Here is a 15,767-nt window from a genome sequence, read left to right as displayed (position 1 = left end):
GCATCAGCTTAGTTTTCAGCTTGTTCTACCTTTTTCAAAAAAGCATAGAGTCCATCGACTCGTCCTGTATAGGGGAGTTTTTCCCCCTTGTATTCAATGGATACGATTGAGTAAGAGTCAGGCAAGGTTACACAGCCTGAAAAAGCTAGGATACAGGCTGCAAGGTCAGGATAAGTAGTCGTTCGTTCTACTTGATAAGCATCGATATAAGTTAGGGTTACCATATTAGGCCTCTGTTTTGTTGAAAATTTCTCTTTCGACAAGACTATCCATTAGGAAATAGAATTTTTGTTGGATAATGTTATTTTCTGGATTTTTAAAGATATTAACCAGGCGAAGCCCAGACTTGTCTGTAATATTGATCTTAAAACCTGTCAAATCTTTATTGAAAATGATTTTAAGTAGGAAGCCTTCGCCACTATTTGGAACGGCTTCGAGCAAACGATTTAACTCGTAATTTCCAACTTTTGTAACAGCGAATGTATTGTCACGTAAGGTATATTTTTTAACATTTGGGTGTAGACTATAGGTATATTTGCAGTCTTTCAATGAAACACTTGTTTCAAAAGCCATATTGTCCTCCTATGATAAAATTTCTTTAAGTTTTGAGAGGAAGTCTTGAACCTCCTCTACGGTATTGAGTTCTGAAAAACTAATTCGAAGGGATTCTTTTAGGCGTGAGCTATCTTTTCCATATAGCGCCTCAAGGACATGGCTGGGTTGAACTGTACCAGCGGTACAAGCAGAACCTGTAGAGACAGAAATTCCAGCAAGATCGAGTCGCATCAGTAAAACGTTATTTTGGACACCCGGAAAGCCAAGGTTCCAAACAAATGGAAGATGGTCGTCATTCGCATTTACGTAGTAGTCGTAGGCTGCTAAACCATTGACTAGCTCTTGGCCGAGTTTTTGAACCTGGTTGAAATTTTCTTCTTGATGAAGTGTAGCTTGCTGAAGCGCGGTTGCCATCCCGACAATAGAAATGAGATTTTCCGTGCTGGCTCTCATCTTACTTTCCTGATCCCCACCATGGATGAGATTATCAAAATCTGGGACGGCTGCATAAAGGAAGCCGACTCCCTTTGGTCCGTGGAATTTGTGGGCAGAAGCACTGAGAAAATCAATTCCCAACTCTTCGGGATAGACAGGGACCTTTCCGATTGCTTGGACCGCATCAACGTGAAAGGCAGCTGGATGATCTTTTAAGAGTTCTCCGATTTCTTTAATCGGTAGAAGATCGCCTGTCTCGTTATTGGCAAACATGGTAGAGACAAGAATGGTATCCGGTCTAAGAGCCGCCTTGATATCACTAGCCTGAATGCGTCCATCTCTTGGTTGGACGATCGTCACTTCAAATCCGAAACGTTCTACAAGATATTCGATGGGTTCGAGAACCGCATGGTGTTCCAAAGCGGTCGTAATGATGTGTTTGCCATCTGCTTGGTGTTTCAAGCAGTAGCCTTTTATAACGGTATTATTACTTTCTGATCCACCTGAAGTGAAGAAAATACGATTTGGAAGAGTATGGAGAGACTGAGCAATCTGCTCGCGAGACTCTCGAAGGAGTTTACTAGCCATCCGTCCATGAGCATGAAGGCTCGATGGATTTCCAAAAGTGGTCTTCATAGTTTCAGACATTTTATCAATGACTTCAGGTAGAAGGGGAGTTGTTGCGGCATTATCAAAATATATCACATTAAGACCTTATTTCTTATGGTAGGCAAATAGAGGACTAACAGGTTTTCTTTCTTGAATGCGAACAATAGCTTCAGCGATCAGTTCGCTAGCTGTCAGATAGTTAATATTTTTAGGAGTTGGTCCGTTTGGAGCAACAGAATCGGTTACTAAGATTTCTTTGATCGGAGCTTGGTCTAATAACTCGACAGCACCTTTTACAAATAAACCATGGCTTGATACAGCATAAATTTCAGTAGCACCTTCGCGTTCGACGATTTTCGCAGCTTCTGAGAATGTCTTACCAGTATTGAGGATATCGTCAATCAAGATCGCTTTCTTGTCTTTGACATCCCCGATAATATAGCCATAATCACGGTTCGCATCATCTTGCTCGTAATCAATGATCGCAATCGGTGCATCAAGATATTCTGCTAAACTGCGAGCTCGTTTGACACCAGAGTTTTTAGGGCTGACGACTACGACATCAGGACCAGTTAGACCTTTGTTGATGTAGTGTTCTGCAAAAAGTGGAACGGTAAAGAGGTTATCCACGGCAATATCGAAGAAACCTTGGACTTGCACTGCATGGAGATCCAGAGTGACGACACGATCCACCCCAGCTTTGACCAACATATTTGCGACAAGCTTAGCAGTAATTGGTTCGCGAGGAGCAGCAGTCCGGTCTTGGCGAGCATAACCGAAGTAAGGCATGACCACATTGACAGTATTTGCGCTGGCCCGTTGGCAAGCATCCACCATAATTAAGAGTTCCATCAAGTGATTGTTGACAGGGAAACTGGTTGATTGAATGATATAAATATCATATCCACGAACACTTTCCTCAATATTGACTTGGATTTCACCATCTGAGAATTGACGGGATGAAATTTTCCCAAGTGGAACCCCAGCATGATCCGCGATTTTTTGCGCAATCTCTGGATTTGAATTGAGAGAGAAGAGCTTCATATTTTTTTTATCTGACATGTGATTCCAACCTCATTTAGATTTTTGATCTTAGCACTATTTTAGCAAAAATTTGCGATAATTTCAGCTATTTTACAATCTTTCCGCCAATCTTGTGATTTTATTTTTTGCAGCTTTGTAGACGATTCCATGCTCTTTGATGAACTGATGGAAATTTTCTTCCTGCTCAGCGGTTTCGACCTCGATTTCTAATTCATAATCTTCAGTGTCTAGATAGAGACTGTGGTCTAGTGCCACCAATCCTGCAGCTGTTTCTTTTTCGAATCGTTCTGTTGTAAGGCTTCCCCAGACAGCGAGTTGCTCAACAGAGATTTCTTTAGAGATTAAGAGGTTTTTGATTTCTCCGTCAGGAAACTGTTGGTGTTGAAGGATCGCCTCGGATTCTTCGGGGCTGAGGTTTTGATTGTACTCGAAATGGCCAACTGCCTCAGGGACTTTGAGAGTCAACTCAGCTTGATCTGTGAAAGTACGCACCCGCAAGGCCATTTTTTCCTTACGGATGAGCTGGTCGTGTGTATCGATATAGTGATTGGTTTGGACAACCAATTCTGTATCAGCAAAAAGTGGAAGGAGGGATTGGTATTCCTCCTTATCTAGCAAGGTTTTGTATTCAATTTCTAAATGGTTCATTTTGTAGTCCTTTGCTTTTTTTCAAAAGCGATTCATGATATAATAAGAGATGTGTTTATTGTATACAAAAATGGTTCAGATTACAAGGTGGTAGGATGGCAATTGATTGGGAAAACTTCTTAGATCCATATATCCAAGCAGTTGGGGAATTAAAAATCAAACTGCGTGGGATTCGTAAGCAATATCGTAAGCAACAAAAGCATTCTCCAATTGAGTTTGTCACAGGACGGGTCAAGCCGATTGAGAGCATTCGCGAAAAGATGATCCGAAGAAATATTTCTGAAGAAAATCTGGCTCAGGATATGCAAGATATTGCTGGTCTTCGCATCATGGTCCAGTTTGTGGATGATGTGGATGAGATCCTAGAGGTTCTGAGACAACGGCAGGATATGCGCGTGGTCCAAGAGCGAGACTACATCCGCCACAAGAAATCAAGTGGCTACCGGAGTTACCACGTCGTGGTCGAGTACCCGGTTGATACCATTGATGGAAATGAAACGATCTTAGCAGAGATTCAAATTCGGACCTTGTCCATGAATTTTTGGGCAACCATTGAACACTCGCTCAATTATAAATATAAAGGAGACTTTCCAGACGAGATCAAAAAACGCTTAGAGACGACAGCAAACCTGGCCTATCTTTTGGATGAAGAGATGGGGGCAATTCGGGATGCGATTCAGGAGGCTCAAGCCCTGTTTGATCCACTTCATCGTAAGTTAAATGATGGCGTTGGAAATAGTGATGACACAGATGAAGACTACAGGTAAAAAAGTATCCATTATTCGCAATCGCAAGCGTCAAAGTGAAGAGGTTTTTCAGCAGTTGCGCTACAAGCTTCGGAAAAATAATTTTATTTTGACGGAGAAGCACCCGGATATTGTGATTTCAATTGGTGGCGATGGAATGTTGCTATCGGCCTTTCACAAGTATGAACACCAGTTGGATCGGGTGCGATTTGTTGGCGTCCATACCGGACACTTAGGATTCTATACAGATTACTTAGACAGTGAAATCGATAAGCTGGTTGAAAATTTAAAATATGATACAGGAGCTAAGGTTTCTTACCCTATTTTGAATGTCAAGATTACTTTCGAAAATGGGGAAACCCGTACCATGAGAGCTTTGAACGAAGCGACGATTAAGAGAAGCGACCGGACCATGGTTGCCGATCTTACGATTAATGGAGTGGATTTTGAGCGCTTCAGAGGAGACGGCATTACTGTTTCGACTCCGACAGGAAGTACGGCATACAACAAATCCTTGGGAGGAGCAGTCCTTCACCCAACTATTGAGGCGCTGCAGATTGCTGAAATCGCCAGTCTCAACAACCGTGTTTATCGTACCTTGGGTTCTTCTGTCATTGTCCCTAAAAAGGATAAGATCGAGATTACACCGACGAGACCTGGCTTTCACATTATCTCTGTTGACAATTCAACCTATTCTTACCGCAATATTGCAAAGGTAGAATACCAGATTGACAACCATAAGATCAATTTTGTGGCAAGCTCCAGTCACACCAGCTTCTGGAATCGGGTCAAGGATGCCTTTATCGGAGATGATAGAGAATGAGATTTGAATTCATTGTCGATGAGCATGTCAAGGTCAAGACTTTCTTGAAAAAGCACGAGGTTTCTAAGGGGCTCTTAGCCAAGATTAAGTTTCGTGGTGGTCAGATCCTTGTCAATGGATGTCCGGAGAATGCAGTTTATTTGTTGGATATTGGGGATCGCTTGGTCATTGATATTCCGGCAGAAGAAGGTTTTGAAACCTTAAAACCTATGGATCGGCCTTTGGATATTTTGTTTGAAGATGATCATTTTTTGGTCTTAAACAAACCCTTTGGCATTGCTTCTATTCCAAGTGCGATTCATTCCAATACCTTAGCCAATTTTGTAAAAGGCTACTATGTGAAGCAGGGCTACGAGAACCAGCAGGTTCACATTGTCACTCGCTTGGACAAGGATACTAGTGGCGTTATGCTCTTTGCCAAGCATGGCTATGCTCATGCTCGATTAGATAAGCAATTGCAATCTAAAACGATTAAGAAACGCTATTATGCCTTGGTCAAGGGAACTGGGAAGCTTGATCCTGTTGGAGAAATCATTGCTCCGATTGCGCGTGATGAAGAGTCAATTATCACCCGAAAGGTAGCTAAAGGTGGCAAGTATGCTCATACTAGCTACCAGGTTGTTCAATCTTTTGGTGATATTCACTTAGTGGATATCCAGTTACACACAGGTCGAACCCATCAGATCCGAGTTCATTTTTCCCATATTGGTTTTCCGCTCTTGGGAGATGATCTCTATGGCGGCAGTTTAGAAGACGGCATTGAGCGCCAAGCCCTTCATTGTCATCGTCTATCCTATTATCATCCATTTCTAGAGGAAGAGTTGGTCATAGAAAGTCCACTGCCTCCAGATTTCCAAGCTGTATTAACACAGCTTCAAACAAGTTATTAATTATTAAAAGGAGTAAAACTCATGGAAGTTTTCGAAAATCTCAAAGCCAACCTCGTTGGTAAGAATGCACGTATTGTATTACCAGAAGGTGAAGAACCTCGTATCCTCCAAGCGACAAAACGCATTGTGAACGAGACAGAAGTAACCCCTGTCTTGCTTGGTAATCCGGATAAAATTCGGATTTATCTTGAAATCGAAGGGGTTCTGGATGGATATGAAGTTATCGATCCTCATTCTTATCCAGGTTTTGAAGAAATGGTAGCTTCCCTAGTAGAACGTCGTAAGGGCAAAATGACAGAAGAAGAAGCGCGTCAAGTCTTGAAAGACGACGTTAACTATTTTGGTGTCATGTTGGTACATATGGGAATCGTTGATGGAATGGTATCTGGTGCGATTCACTCAACAGCCGCAACTGTTCGTCCGGCTTTGCAAATTATCAAAACTCGTCCAAATGTAAAACGGACTTCAGGGGCTTTCCTTATGGTTCGTGGATCTGAACGCTACTTGTTCGGGGACTGTGCCATCAACATCAATCCAGATGCTGAAGGCTTAGCTGAAATTGCCATCAATTCAGCTATCACAGCCAAGATGTTTGGCATTGATCCAAAAATTGCTATGTTGAGCTATTCAACAAAAGGATCTGGTTTCGGTGAAAGTGTTGATAAAGTTGTCGAAGCGACTAAGCTAGCCCATGAACTTCGTCCAGACCTTGAAATTGATGGTGAATTGCAATTTGACGCAGCCTTTGTCCCAGCAACTGCAGCCTTGAAGGCTCCAGGAAGCAAGGTGGCAGGTCAAGCTAATGTCTTTATCTTCCCTGGTATTGAAGCAGGTAACATTGGATACAAGATGGCTGAACGTCTTGGTGGCTTTGCAGCGGTAGGTCCAGTCTTGCAAGGGTTGAACAAACCAGTCAACGACCTTTCTCGTGGATGTAATGCAGATGACGTTTACAAATTGACCTTGATCACAGCAGCTCAAGCCGTGGAACAATAAGAAATACATTTAGAGAGTGGGACAGAGATCGGTAATTCGTTAGAATTCGATTTCGTCGTCCCACCTCCGCACAGTTGAGTAGGGCTGTAAAAGCTGATGAAATCAGCGTAGTAGAGCCCACTCAACCACTGCGTCTTGCTCAACAATCCAAAAATAATTGAGAGGCTAGGACTTTTGTCCCGGCCTCTTTTTCTTTATAAATTCATCATTTCTAAACTCTAACTCATTCTATGGTATACTAGGAATATGTTAGATTTAAAAAATTACGGGATTACCATGTGGGAGGAGGAAAAAATCACTTCCTTCCGAGAAAAGTTATTAGCCTGGTATGATGCCCATAAACGGGATCTCCCCTGGAGACGGACCCAGGATCCTTATAAAATTTGGATCTCAGAAATTATGCTCCAGCAGACACGTGTCGATACGGTGATTCCTTATTATGAGCGCTTTTTAGATTGGTTTCCGACGGTCACTGATTTGGCACAAGCCCCTGAAGAAAAACTCTTAAAAGCTTGGGAAGGCTTGGGGTATTACTCACGTGTCCGCAATATGCAGAAAGCTGCCCAGCAGATCATGGAAAATCATGGAGGAGTGTTTCCATCAAGTTATGAGGAAATATCTAAACTGAAGGGGATTGGGCCTTATACAGCCGGTGCTATCGCTAGTATTGCCTTTGGATTATCAGAGCCAGCAGTGGATGGCAATGTCATGCGTGTTTTAGCCCGCTTATTTGAGGTCGACTACGATATCGGAGTCCCGACTAATCGCAAGATTTTTCAAGCTATGATGGAAATCTTGATCGATCCGGCCCGTCCGGGTGATTTCAATCAAGCTTTGATGGATTTGGGATCCGATATTGAATCGCCAGTCAATCCACGACCAGAAGAGAGTCCTGTCAAGGAATTTAGCGCGGCCTATCAGCATGGGACTATGGATCGTTATCCCATTAAGGCTCCTAAGAAGAAACCGGTACCTGTCTATCTCACAGCCTTTATTATCAAGGATAGTCAAGGCCGCTATTTGTTGGAGAAAAATGAGCGAGAGGGGCTTTTATCAGGTTTCTGGCATTTCCCCTTGATCGAAGTGGAAAGCCTATCTGAGAACCTAGGCCAATTATCTCTATTGGATGGGAAAGGGGATGCAGAGAGCAACCCAGAAATTCTTTCTTTTGAACAGGACTATGACTTGGCCATTGATTGGCAGGACAGATCGTATCCTATCGTTCAGCATATCTTTTCACATCGCAAGTGGCAGGTTCAGATTCGATATGGTCTGGTAAAAGAAGGAGAGCAAGAATCAAGTGAATCGACTGTTTGGTTAACACCAGAAGAATTTTCGAAATATCCTTTTGCCAAACCCCAGCAAAAGATTTGGACGACGTTTACGGAAAACGAAAATTAGCTAGAGTATGATCTCTAGCTAATTTTTTATAGATGAGCGAATGCTTTAATTTCTTCTTCAGACATGGATGAGTCGCAACGAACAGTGACTTCGTCGGATTCAACATGTAAAAATCCAGGGACAGTTGGAATACCGTAAGTTGAGCGGAAGGCTTGTAAAGCATCAAGTTGACTTGGTTCTTCACTATTAATGAAGTAGATATGAGCTTTTGTTTCATCTACGACAGTTGCTAACTTACTAGCAAACTTCCGGCAGTAAGGGCAAGTCTTGCGTCCGATAAAGAAGGTTGCTGTTTCTTTTTGATCGATCGCTTCTTGCGCACGCGCAACAGTTGTAACTTCAAGATCTTTAATATCTTCTAAAAATTGTTCCATGAGATTACCTCGCTTTCTTCTAAGTCTAGTATGCCATATTTTCTATAAAATCGCTGGTATTTGCTACGAAAGAAAGAGAGAGTGGGAGAGAAATCGGTAATTCGTTAGAATTCGATTTCGTCGTCCCACCTCCGCACAGTTGAGTAGGGCTGTAAAAGCTGATAAAATCAGCGTAGTAGAGCCCACTCAACCACTGCGTCTTGCTCGACAATCCAAAAATAATTGAGAGGCTAGGACTTTTGTCCCAGCCTCGTGTTTTAGCCTACAAAAGCATTGATTTCTGCTTCGATATTCGCAATTTTTTCTTTAGCATCTGCTTCAGATTCACCAACTGTAGCAATGTAGAATTTGATTTTTGGTTCGGTACCTGAAGGACGAACAGCAAACCATGAATCATCAGCCAAGATGTATTTCAATACGTTACTTGGAGGAGTTGTTAATTTTTCAACGCCGTCGGCAGTAGTAGCTGTTTGTTCCAAGAAGTCTTCTGTCTTAGCAATGTCTGTGTTATTGAATTGTTTAGGAGCATTGCCACGGAATTTATCCATGATTTTCTTGATTTCAGCAGCTCCATCCACACCTGAAAGGGTAACAGAGATAGTCTTTTCTGCGAAGTAACCATATTGTTTATAGATTTCTTCGATACCATCTGCCAAAGTCATACCACGTGAGCGGTAGTAAGCTGCGATTTCAGCAACGATAAGAACGGCTTGGATAGCGTCTTTGTCACGTACGAATGGTTTGATGAGGTAACCGAAGCTTTCTTCAAAACCAAGCATGTAAGTGTGGTTGTGTTGTGTTTCAAATTCATGAATTTTTTCACCGATAAATTTGAAACCAGTCAAGACGTTAAACATGGTTGCGCCGTAGCTTTTTGCAATCTTGGTCACCAACTCAGTGGATACAATTGATTTACAAAGAGCAGCATTGGCAGGAAGAGTACCAGCTGTTTTGTGAGCTTCAAGAATATATTTAGCAATGATCGCTCCGATTTGGTTACCAGAAAGGTTGAGGTAAGAACCGTCTGGTTGGCGGATTTCAACACCAAGGCGGTCTGCATCTGGGTCAGTTGCAACCAATACATCAGCGTCTACTTTGCGGCCAAGATCTTCAGCAAGAGCAAAAGCAGCTTGGTTTTCAGGGTTTGGAGATTTAACAGTTGAGAAGTCAGCGTCTGGAACAGCTTGAGCTTCAACAACTTGAACTGCTTCAAATCCAGCTTGTGCAAGAGCACGACGAGCCAACATTTCACCTGTACCATGAAGAGGAGTGTAGACAATCTTCATGTCGCGACCGTATTCATTGATCAAGTTTTGGTTGATGTTAACGCCTTTCACTTCTTTCAAATATTCAGCGTCGACGTTTTCACCGATAACTTCAATCAAGCCGTTAGCTTTGCTTTCTTCAAGATCAGCCAATTGAACAGTGAATGGATTTTCGATCGCACGGATGTAATCTGTCAATGCATCCGCATCTGCAGGTGGCATTTGTCCACCGTCTTCACCGTATACCTTGTATCCATTAAATGGAGCAGGGTTGTGGCTAGCTGTTACCATGATCCCAGCAAATGTGTGGAGGTGACGAACGGCAAATGACAATTCAGGTGTTGGTCGAAGGCTTTCAAATACATAAGATTTGATACCATGGGCAGCCAAAACCTGAGCAGATTCAAAAGCGAAATCAGGAGAGAAGTGACGGCTGTCATAAGCAATGGCAACTCCACGTTTTTTAGCTTCTTCCCCTTTTGATTCGATCAATTGGGCCAATCCTTCAGTTGCTTGGCGAACAACATAGATATTAATACGGTTGGTACCAGCACCGATTAATCCACGCATACCAGCTGTACCGAATTCAAGGTTAGTATAGAAGGCATCTTCTTTTGTTTTTTCATCCATTGCGACCAACTCATCACGAAGGTAAGCTGGTAATTCAGCAAAGTCGAGCCATTTTTGGTAGTTTTCTTGATAGGTCATGCAAGCGTCTCCTTTTTGCGTTATATTTAATCGCTTTCATTATAGCAGATTTTTTCAGAAAATTCTAGCTATAATTGTAAATCTTTTCAAAAATAATAAGCATTTAACCATTAAAAAAGCCAAGACGCATCTGTCTTGACTTGGAAGATTATTTTAATTTTTCAAGAGATGGAACAACTGCGCTGGTAATGAGGACTGTCGCAACGACTTCGATAAGAGAGTTAGTAGACACAATCAAGCCAAGGAAATTTTGAATTCCGCCTCCAAAACTGTTCCCAAAGAAGAAGTAAATCCCGCTTAAAACGAATACAGTATTGGTCATAGAACCGATCATCCCAGCTACCATAAGCCCTGTACGATTGTGGAACCATCGATAGACAAAATAAGGTGTTACCCCGATGAGAATACGCGGTACTAAAGCGATGAGAAGGGAGTAGAGATTTCCGTGAGGGACAAAGGGACTAAAGAGATAGCTTGCTGGGGTTAAAACCAGTGTATTCATGGTGAGGCTAAAGAGTCCCATCAGCAGTCCTAGAATCGCTCCTGTTCGAGGACCGTATATGATAGATGCGATCACGACAGGAATATGAACCAAAGTTGGTTGAATGCCTGATGGAACAAATTGCAGAATGAAGGACGTCACAAAGTGAATAGTGATCATAACCGCAAAAAAGATGGCAATTCGTGAAATAGAAGATGATTTTCTCATAAACAATTCTCCTTAACAGTTTCTACAATAGTTTCTACAGACGCTAGAGCTCCAGAACCTTTGTCTCCACAAGCCAGTAGAGCTTCACGAGGTTGGATAATCTGGTAACCATAGTCTTGTAAGAGTTTTAGATTTCGTTGGGTAGCTGGGTGTTCCAGCATTTTTGTATTCATAGCGGGGGCTAGTAATTTTTTTGTTCCTTGAGGCAAGGCTAGAGCTGTGCTTGTCACCATATTATCTGCTAGCCCCATGGCAAGTTTAGCAATCGTATTGGCACTAGCCGGTGCCACAAGAAAGAGGTCTGTTTCTTTTCCAATGTTGATGTGCTCGATCCGCTGTGGATCGTCTTCGATCATTACATCAAGGCCTACTTGATTCTTTGAAAGAACTTGCAAGGTTAAAGGGGTGATAAATTTTTGGGCTGCAGGTGTCATGAGGACTTTCACTTCAAACCCCAATTTGTTTAATTGGCTGGTAATATCAGCCGCTTTATAGGCGGAAATACTACCGGTAACAGCTAAAGTAATTTGTGTCATATGTACCTTTTTATTGTAAATGTTTTAGGATAGCCTCTGCGATTTCTGTTTTCGTAGAAGCTTCTAGGACGTGATTGTCTGTCACTAGATAGGCTTGATGCTGACCATTCTGAATTTTGGTCAGATCGTTAGCAACGATCATGCTGGCATGATTTTTAACGAGACTTTCACGCGCTACCTGGATCAACTCTTCAGAAGAAACGTCGACTAATAGTTTAAAGCCGATCAGTTGAATGGCAGGATTCCATTCTTTGACAAGGGAGATAATCTTCGGATTTTTCTTTAGAAAGAGCACTTGGTATTCTTCTTTCGAAGAGATTTTGGTTTCGTGATTTTCGCGATGTAGAAAATTATGGAGTTCCTGAGCTTTCTCAACCTCCTCAAGGCCTGTCATGTATACAGGTGTATAGTCTGAAACAGCCATAGCGTGAATCAAGGCCTGATGATGAGGGACTTCTTTCTGCATTTCTGTAAGTAGTTCCTCTACATTCTCGATCAATAGAAGTCGAAGGTGTGGATGAGGATCGGGTTTAAGCGCGGTAGGTGTTGTGATCAAGGTCACCTGATGTCCCTTTGCAAGAGCTGTTTCTGTAAGGATTTTCCCTAGGCTCCCAGTGGAATGATTGGTGATTGAACGAACGCTATCAATGGCTTCACTCGTCCCGCCTGATGTAATTAAAATATGCATATGCTTATTTTACACAAAAAAGATACGTAAGTAAAGTTCTGAAGCTATTCAAATAGGCTATGACAAGCCATAAAATATACATAAAAAGCGAACGTTGAAATCAAAACATAGAAAAACAATGTTATTTTCGCGAATTTTAGGTATAATAGATCTATCAAATATAAAGGAGTCCCTTATGAAAACAGATATCGAAATTGCTCAAAGCATTGAACTCCAACCGATTGTGGACGTTGTTAAGAAAATTGGTTTGGTAGACGATGATCTTGAATTGTATGGAAAATACAAGGCAAAATTGAGCTTTGATAAGATTCGTGATGTTGAGAAAAATCCAGTAGGAAAACTCATTTTAGTCACTGCGATCAACCCAACTCCTGCTGGAGAAGGGAAATCAACCATTACAATTGGACTGGCAGATGCTTTGAATAAAATCGGTAAAAAAACCATGATTGCCATTCGCGAACCTTCTTTAGGACCGGTTATGGGGATTAAAGGTGGTGCTGCTGGAGGTGGTTATGCCCAAGTTCTACCGATGGAAGACATCAACCTTCATTTCACAGGGGATATGCATGCCATTACAACGGCTAATAATGCTCTCTCAGCTTTGATTGACAATCATTTGCATCAAGGAAATGAGCTCGGTATTGACCAACGTCGCATTATCTGGAAACGGGTAGTGGATTTGAACGACCGTGCTTTGCGCCATGTCAGTGTAGGTCTTGGTGGTCCTTTGAATGGGATTCCGCGTGAAGACGGTTTTGATATTACAGTTGCTTCTGAGATTATGGCCATCCTTTGCTTGGCGACAGATATTGAAGATTTGAAGGGCCGTTTGGCTAATATTGTGATCGGTTATCGCTATGATCGCAGTCCAGTTTATGTCCGTGATTTGGAAGTAGAAGGGGCTCTTGCCTTGATCCTTAAAGATGCGATTAAGCCAAACTTGGTTCAAACCATCTATGGAACTCCTGCCTTTGTTCACGGTGGTCCATTTGCCAATATTGCCCATGGATGTAACTCTGTATTAGCAACGACGACAGCTCTTCATTTAGCTGACTATACGATTACAGAAGCAGGCTTTGGTGCAGACCTTGGTGCTGAGAAATTCCTTGATATCAAGACTCCAAACTTGCCTACTTCTCCAGATGCAGTAGTGATCGTAGCAACACTTCGTGCCCTTAAGATGAATGGTGGAGTTACCAAGGATGCTCTGACTGAAGAAAATGTAGAGGCTGTTCGCGCTGGTTTTGCCAACTTAAAACGTCACGTTGAAAATATTCGTAAGTTTGGCATTCCTGCGGTAGTTGCCATCAATGAATTTATCACCGATACAGAAGCAGAAATTGCTGCTTTGAAAGAATTGTGTGCTGAAATTGAGGTACCAGTTGAGCTTGCGAGCGTATGGGCGAATGGTGCTGACGGTGGGGTTGACCTTGCTGAAACGCTGGTTAAGACCATTGAAACAAGTCCAGCTAACTACACACGTTTGTATGATAACAACCTTTCTGTAGAAGAAAAAATTGAAAAAATTGTGACGGAGATTTACCGTGGTAGCAAGGTAAACTTTGAGAAGAAAGCTAAGACACAAATTGCCCAAATCGTGAAAAATGGTTGGGATAAGTTGCCAATCTGTATGGCCAAAACACAATATAGCTTCTCCGATAATCCAAATGCCTTGGGAGCTCCGGAAAACTTTGAAATTACTATTCGTGAAGTGGTTCCAAAATTGGGAGCAGGCTTTATTGTCGCTTTGACTGGGGATGTAATGACCATGCCTGGTCTACCAAAACGTCCAGCTGCTTTAAATATGGATGTGGCTGCTGATGGAACAGCGATCGGCTTATTCTAATAAACGCCTGATGACAAAAAATAACTTCTGTTCAAATGAGCAGAAGTTATTTTATTATGTACTCGTCGAATGTTATGATGCAAGAAGCTGATGACTGGCTTTGTGGTAGGTAAACCAAAGTTGAAGGGTCATTGGAACCCAAATGAGAGGCTCACAAAGAATGACTCCTATATAGCCTGTATGAGGGATAATGAAAAGTACAAAGAGAATTTTTCCTGTTAACTCGATAAAGCTAGAAATCAAAGGGGTCAATTTTCGGCCGATACCTTGGAGGGAATTCCCTAAAATCAAGAGGCATCCTAAGACCGGATAGAAGCAGGAGCTGATTTGCAGATAGAGACTGGCATTTGCGATCAAGTTAGGATCGCTAGATCCAGATATGAGGCTTGTTAAGAACGGGCTTGTAAAGAAGAGGAGGATGGCAACAATGATCGACCAAACGAAGGAGAGGAGACAAGCTTGTTTAACGCCTTTTTGAATGCGTCGAAAGCGTTTGGCACCAAAGTTTTGCGAGGTAAAGGTCGTCATACTAGAGGAAATCGCGGCCATTGGCAGGAGGGCAAAGGACATGATCCGACGAGCTGAGATTTGAGCACTTATGATGGTCATTCCAAGCTTATTGATAGCTGATTGTAAGATAACTGTTCCGATAGAGACAATGGAAGACATGAGCCCCATGGTCAATCCCTGACTGATTAAGTCCTGATAGAGCTTTTGATCCCAAACAAAATCGTTGCGATTTGGCAGGAGGAAAGGCACTTTTTTGCGAATATAAAAGAAACAAAGAAGTGCAGAAAAACTTTGCGCAATAATGGTCGCAATCCCAGCGGATTGGACTCCGAGATGGAGTTGGGTAATAAAATAAAGATCAAGAAGAATATTGAGAATGGCGGCGATAATCAAGAAGTAGAGTGCCGCTAAGCTATCGCCAACCGCTCGAAGAAGTCCGGCACAAAGATTATAGGCAAAGGTCACAACTACACCATTGACAATGGTGGAGATATAGAGATAGGACTGAGCTATAATAGCTGACGGGGTCCCTAAAAACTGGAGAAGGGGATAAAGACCCACAACACCAATAGATATCACGAAGAGACTGAGGATGCCGCCAATAACAGCAGTTGCTGCGACAGATTTTCGTAATTGGTCATCGTTTTTAGCTCCATAATTTCTCGCGATAATGATGCTCATCCCATTTCCAACACCGACGGCAAATCCAACAATCAAATCAAAAATAGCGGAGGTCGCCCCAACGGCGGCCAATGATTTTTGACCTAAAAATCGTCCTACAATCATGACATCCGAGGTATTGTAGAGTTGTTGGAAGATATTGGATAAAAGGATAGGAAAGGCAAAACTTAAAAGAGTGGGTAAAATAGGACCATCTATGAGGTTCACACGCTGAATTCTTTTCATAGTGCCATTATACCAACTTCAGTAACCAGCGACAAGTATCGGTAGTTGAATCCCCTTACATTTTTTGATATAATCGTG

17 protein-coding genes are annotated in these 15,767 nt (G+C 42.2%); 6 read left to right on the top strand and 11 right to left on the bottom strand.

Annotation, left to right across the window (positions count from 1 at the left end; genetic code table 11):
• Window positions 1-8 precede the first annotated feature (8 nt).
• The 5 genes from O3605_RS00755 to O3605_RS00735 form a co-directional block, all read right to left on the bottom strand.
• Window positions 9-224 (bottom strand): DUF4649 family protein, encoded by a 216-nt coding sequence (locus tag O3605_RS00755; RefSeq protein WP_049490891.1) that lies wholly within the window; start codon window positions 222-224, stop codon window positions 9-11.
• Window position 225: 1 nt separating this feature from the next.
• Window positions 226-573, bottom strand: coding sequence for a DUF1831 domain-containing protein (locus O3605_RS00750; RefSeq protein WP_049490892.1), 348 nt, complete (start codon window positions 571-573; stop codon window positions 226-228).
• Window positions 574-582: 9 nt separating this feature from the next.
• Window positions 583-1,695 carry a cysteine desulfurase family protein gene (locus O3605_RS00745; RefSeq protein ID WP_371585063.1) on the bottom strand — a complete coding sequence of 371 codons (1,113 nt, stop codon included), beginning with the start codon at window positions 1,693-1,695 and terminating at the stop codon, window positions 583-585.
• A 9-nt stretch (window positions 1,696-1,704) separates the two neighbouring features.
• On the bottom strand, window positions 1,705-2,661 hold the full coding sequence (locus tag O3605_RS00740) for a ribose-phosphate diphosphokinase (protein WP_049490894.1): 957 nt from the start codon (window positions 2,659-2,661) through the stop codon (window positions 1,705-1,707).
• A gap of 72 nt (window positions 2,662-2,733) precedes the next feature.
• Window positions 2,734-3,291 (bottom strand): CYTH domain-containing protein, encoded by a 558-nt coding sequence (locus tag O3605_RS00735; RefSeq protein ID WP_371585062.1) that lies wholly within the window; start codon window positions 3,289-3,291, stop codon window positions 2,734-2,736.
• Between the two features lie 95 nt (window positions 3,292-3,386).
• Here O3605_RS00735 and yjbM point away from each other — a divergent pair, with 95 nt between their 5' ends.
• The 5 genes from yjbM (at window position 3,387) to mutY (ending at window position 8,147) form a co-directional block, all read left to right on the top strand.
• Complete coding sequence (gene yjbM, locus O3605_RS00730) at window positions 3,387-4,058, top strand: GTP diphosphokinase (RefSeq protein WP_003003504.1); 672 nt, start codon at window positions 3,387-3,389, stop codon at window positions 4,056-4,058.
• Complete coding sequence (locus tag O3605_RS00725; RefSeq protein ID WP_282188909.1) at window positions 4,042-4,860, top strand: NAD kinase; 819 nt, start codon at window positions 4,042-4,044, stop codon at window positions 4,858-4,860. Before yjbM ends, O3605_RS00725 begins: the two co-directional genes overlap by 17 nt.
• Complete coding sequence (locus O3605_RS00720; protein WP_371585061.1) at window positions 4,857-5,750, top strand: RluA family pseudouridine synthase; 894 nt, start codon at window positions 4,857-4,859, stop codon at window positions 5,748-5,750. Before O3605_RS00725 ends, O3605_RS00720 begins: the two co-directional genes overlap by 4 nt.
• A 21-nt stretch (window positions 5,751-5,771) precedes the next feature.
• Entirely contained in the window at window positions 5,772-6,746 is a 975-nt protein-coding gene (pta, locus tag O3605_RS00715; RefSeq protein ID WP_021153149.1) for a phosphate acetyltransferase, read from the top strand.
• A 246-nt stretch (window positions 6,747-6,992) separates the two neighbouring features.
• The gene (mutY, locus tag O3605_RS00710; RefSeq protein WP_371585060.1) at window positions 6,993-8,147 is read left to right on the top strand and encodes an A/G-specific adenine glycosylase; all 1,155 of its coding nucleotides are present in this window, start codon (window positions 6,993-6,995) and stop codon (window positions 8,145-8,147) included.
• 26 nt (window positions 8,148-8,173) lie between these two features.
• On the opposite strand, the gene O3605_RS00705 is transcribed toward mutY, so the two are convergent.
• The 5 genes from O3605_RS00705 to O3605_RS00685 all read right to left on the bottom strand — a co-directional run bounded on the left by O3605_RS00705 (window position 8,174) and on the right by O3605_RS00685 (window position 12,427).
• Complete coding sequence (locus O3605_RS00705; RefSeq protein ID WP_371585059.1) at window positions 8,174-8,521, bottom strand: DUF6568 family protein; 348 nt, start codon at window positions 8,519-8,521, stop codon at window positions 8,174-8,176.
• 257 nt (window positions 8,522-8,778) lie between these two features.
• Window positions 8,779-10,494 (bottom strand): phospho-sugar mutase, encoded by a 1,716-nt coding sequence (locus O3605_RS00700; protein ID WP_049515669.1) that lies wholly within the window; start codon window positions 10,492-10,494, stop codon window positions 8,779-8,781.
• 148 nt (window positions 10,495-10,642) lie between these two features.
• Window positions 10,643-11,203: an ECF transporter S component gene (locus tag O3605_RS00695; RefSeq protein WP_049515667.1), complete on the bottom strand. Its 561-nt coding sequence runs from the start codon at window positions 11,201-11,203 to the stop codon at window positions 10,643-10,645.
• The gene (gene coaC / locus O3605_RS00690) at window positions 11,200-11,739 is read right to left on the bottom strand and encodes a phosphopantothenoylcysteine decarboxylase (RefSeq protein ID WP_371585058.1); all 540 of its coding nucleotides are present in this window, start codon (window positions 11,737-11,739) and stop codon (window positions 11,200-11,202) included. Before coaC ends, O3605_RS00695 begins: the two co-directional genes overlap by 4 nt.
• Window positions 11,740-11,749: 10 nt before the next feature.
• Window positions 11,750-12,427: a phosphopantothenate--cysteine ligase gene (locus O3605_RS00685; protein WP_371585057.1), complete on the bottom strand. Its 678-nt coding sequence runs from the start codon at window positions 12,425-12,427 to the stop codon at window positions 11,750-11,752.
• A 175-nt stretch (window positions 12,428-12,602) separates the two neighbouring features.
• Between O3605_RS00685 and O3605_RS00680 the strand changes: the two genes are divergently transcribed.
• Complete coding sequence (locus tag O3605_RS00680; protein WP_371585056.1) at window positions 12,603-14,273, top strand: formate--tetrahydrofolate ligase; 1,671 nt, start codon at window positions 12,603-12,605, stop codon at window positions 14,271-14,273.
• Between the two features lie 72 nt (window positions 14,274-14,345).
• Here O3605_RS00680 and O3605_RS00675 read toward each other — a convergent pair whose 3' ends face one another.
• Complete coding sequence (locus O3605_RS00675; RefSeq protein WP_371585055.1) at window positions 14,346-15,689, bottom strand: MATE family efflux transporter; 1,344 nt, start codon at window positions 15,687-15,689, stop codon at window positions 14,346-14,348.
• Window positions 15,690-15,767: the final 78 nt, after the last annotated feature.

This window comes from Streptococcus sp. 27098_8_99, assembly GCF_041431935.1.
Taxonomy (GTDB): domain Bacteria; phylum Bacillota; class Bacilli; order Lactobacillales; family Streptococcaceae; genus Streptococcus; species Streptococcus parasanguinis_D.
The sequence above is the reverse complement of the archived record's forward strand: the minus strand, read 5'-3'. Positions and strand labels throughout refer to the sequence as shown.

Coding starts and splice junctions, on each gene's coding strand:
- O3605_RS00755 (WP_049490891.1), bottom strand. CDS start 224: ATGGTAACCCTAACTTATATCGATGCTTATCAAGTAGAACGAACGACT.
- O3605_RS00750 (WP_049490892.1), bottom strand. CDS start 573: ATGGCTTTTGAAACAAGTGTTTCATTGAAAGACTGCAAATATACCTAT.
- O3605_RS00740 (WP_049490894.1), bottom strand. CDS start 2,661: ATGTCAGATAAAAAAAATATGAAGCTCTTCTCTCTCAATTCAAATCCA.
- O3605_RS00735 (WP_371585062.1), bottom strand. CDS start 3,291: ATGAACCATTTAGAAATTGAATACAAAACCTTGCTAGATAAGGAGGAA.
- yjbM (WP_003003504.1), top strand. CDS start 3,387: ATGGCAATTGATTGGGAAAACTTCTTAGATCCATATATCCAAGCAGTT.
- O3605_RS00725 (WP_282188909.1), top strand. CDS start 4,042: ATGAAGACTACAGGTAAAAAAGTATCCATTATTCGCAATCGCAAGCGT.
- O3605_RS00720 (WP_371585061.1), top strand. CDS start 4,857: ATGAGATTTGAATTCATTGTCGATGAGCATGTCAAGGTCAAGACTTTC.
- pta (WP_021153149.1), top strand. CDS start 5,772: ATGGAAGTTTTCGAAAATCTCAAAGCCAACCTCGTTGGTAAGAATGCA.
- mutY (WP_371585060.1), top strand. CDS start 6,993: ATGTTAGATTTAAAAAATTACGGGATTACCATGTGGGAGGAGGAAAAA.
- O3605_RS00705 (WP_371585059.1), bottom strand. CDS start 8,521: ATGGAACAATTTTTAGAAGATATTAAAGATCTTGAAGTTACAACTGTT.
- O3605_RS00700 (WP_049515669.1), bottom strand. CDS start 10,494: ATGACCTATCAAGAAAACTACCAAAAATGGCTCGACTTTGCTGAATTA.
- O3605_RS00695 (WP_049515667.1), bottom strand. CDS start 11,203: ATGAGAAAATCATCTTCTATTTCACGAATTGCCATCTTTTTTGCGGTT.
- coaC (WP_371585058.1), bottom strand. CDS start 11,739: ATGACACAAATTACTTTAGCTGTTACCGGTAGTATTTCCGCCTATAAA.
- O3605_RS00685 (WP_371585057.1), bottom strand. CDS start 12,427: ATGCATATTTTAATTACATCAGGCGGGACGAGTGAAGCCATTGATAGC.
- O3605_RS00680 (WP_371585056.1), top strand. CDS start 12,603: ATGAAAACAGATATCGAAATTGCTCAAAGCATTGAACTCCAACCGATT.
- O3605_RS00675 (WP_371585055.1), bottom strand. CDS start 15,689: ATGAAAAGAATTCAGCGTGTGAACCTCATAGATGGTCCTATTTTACCC.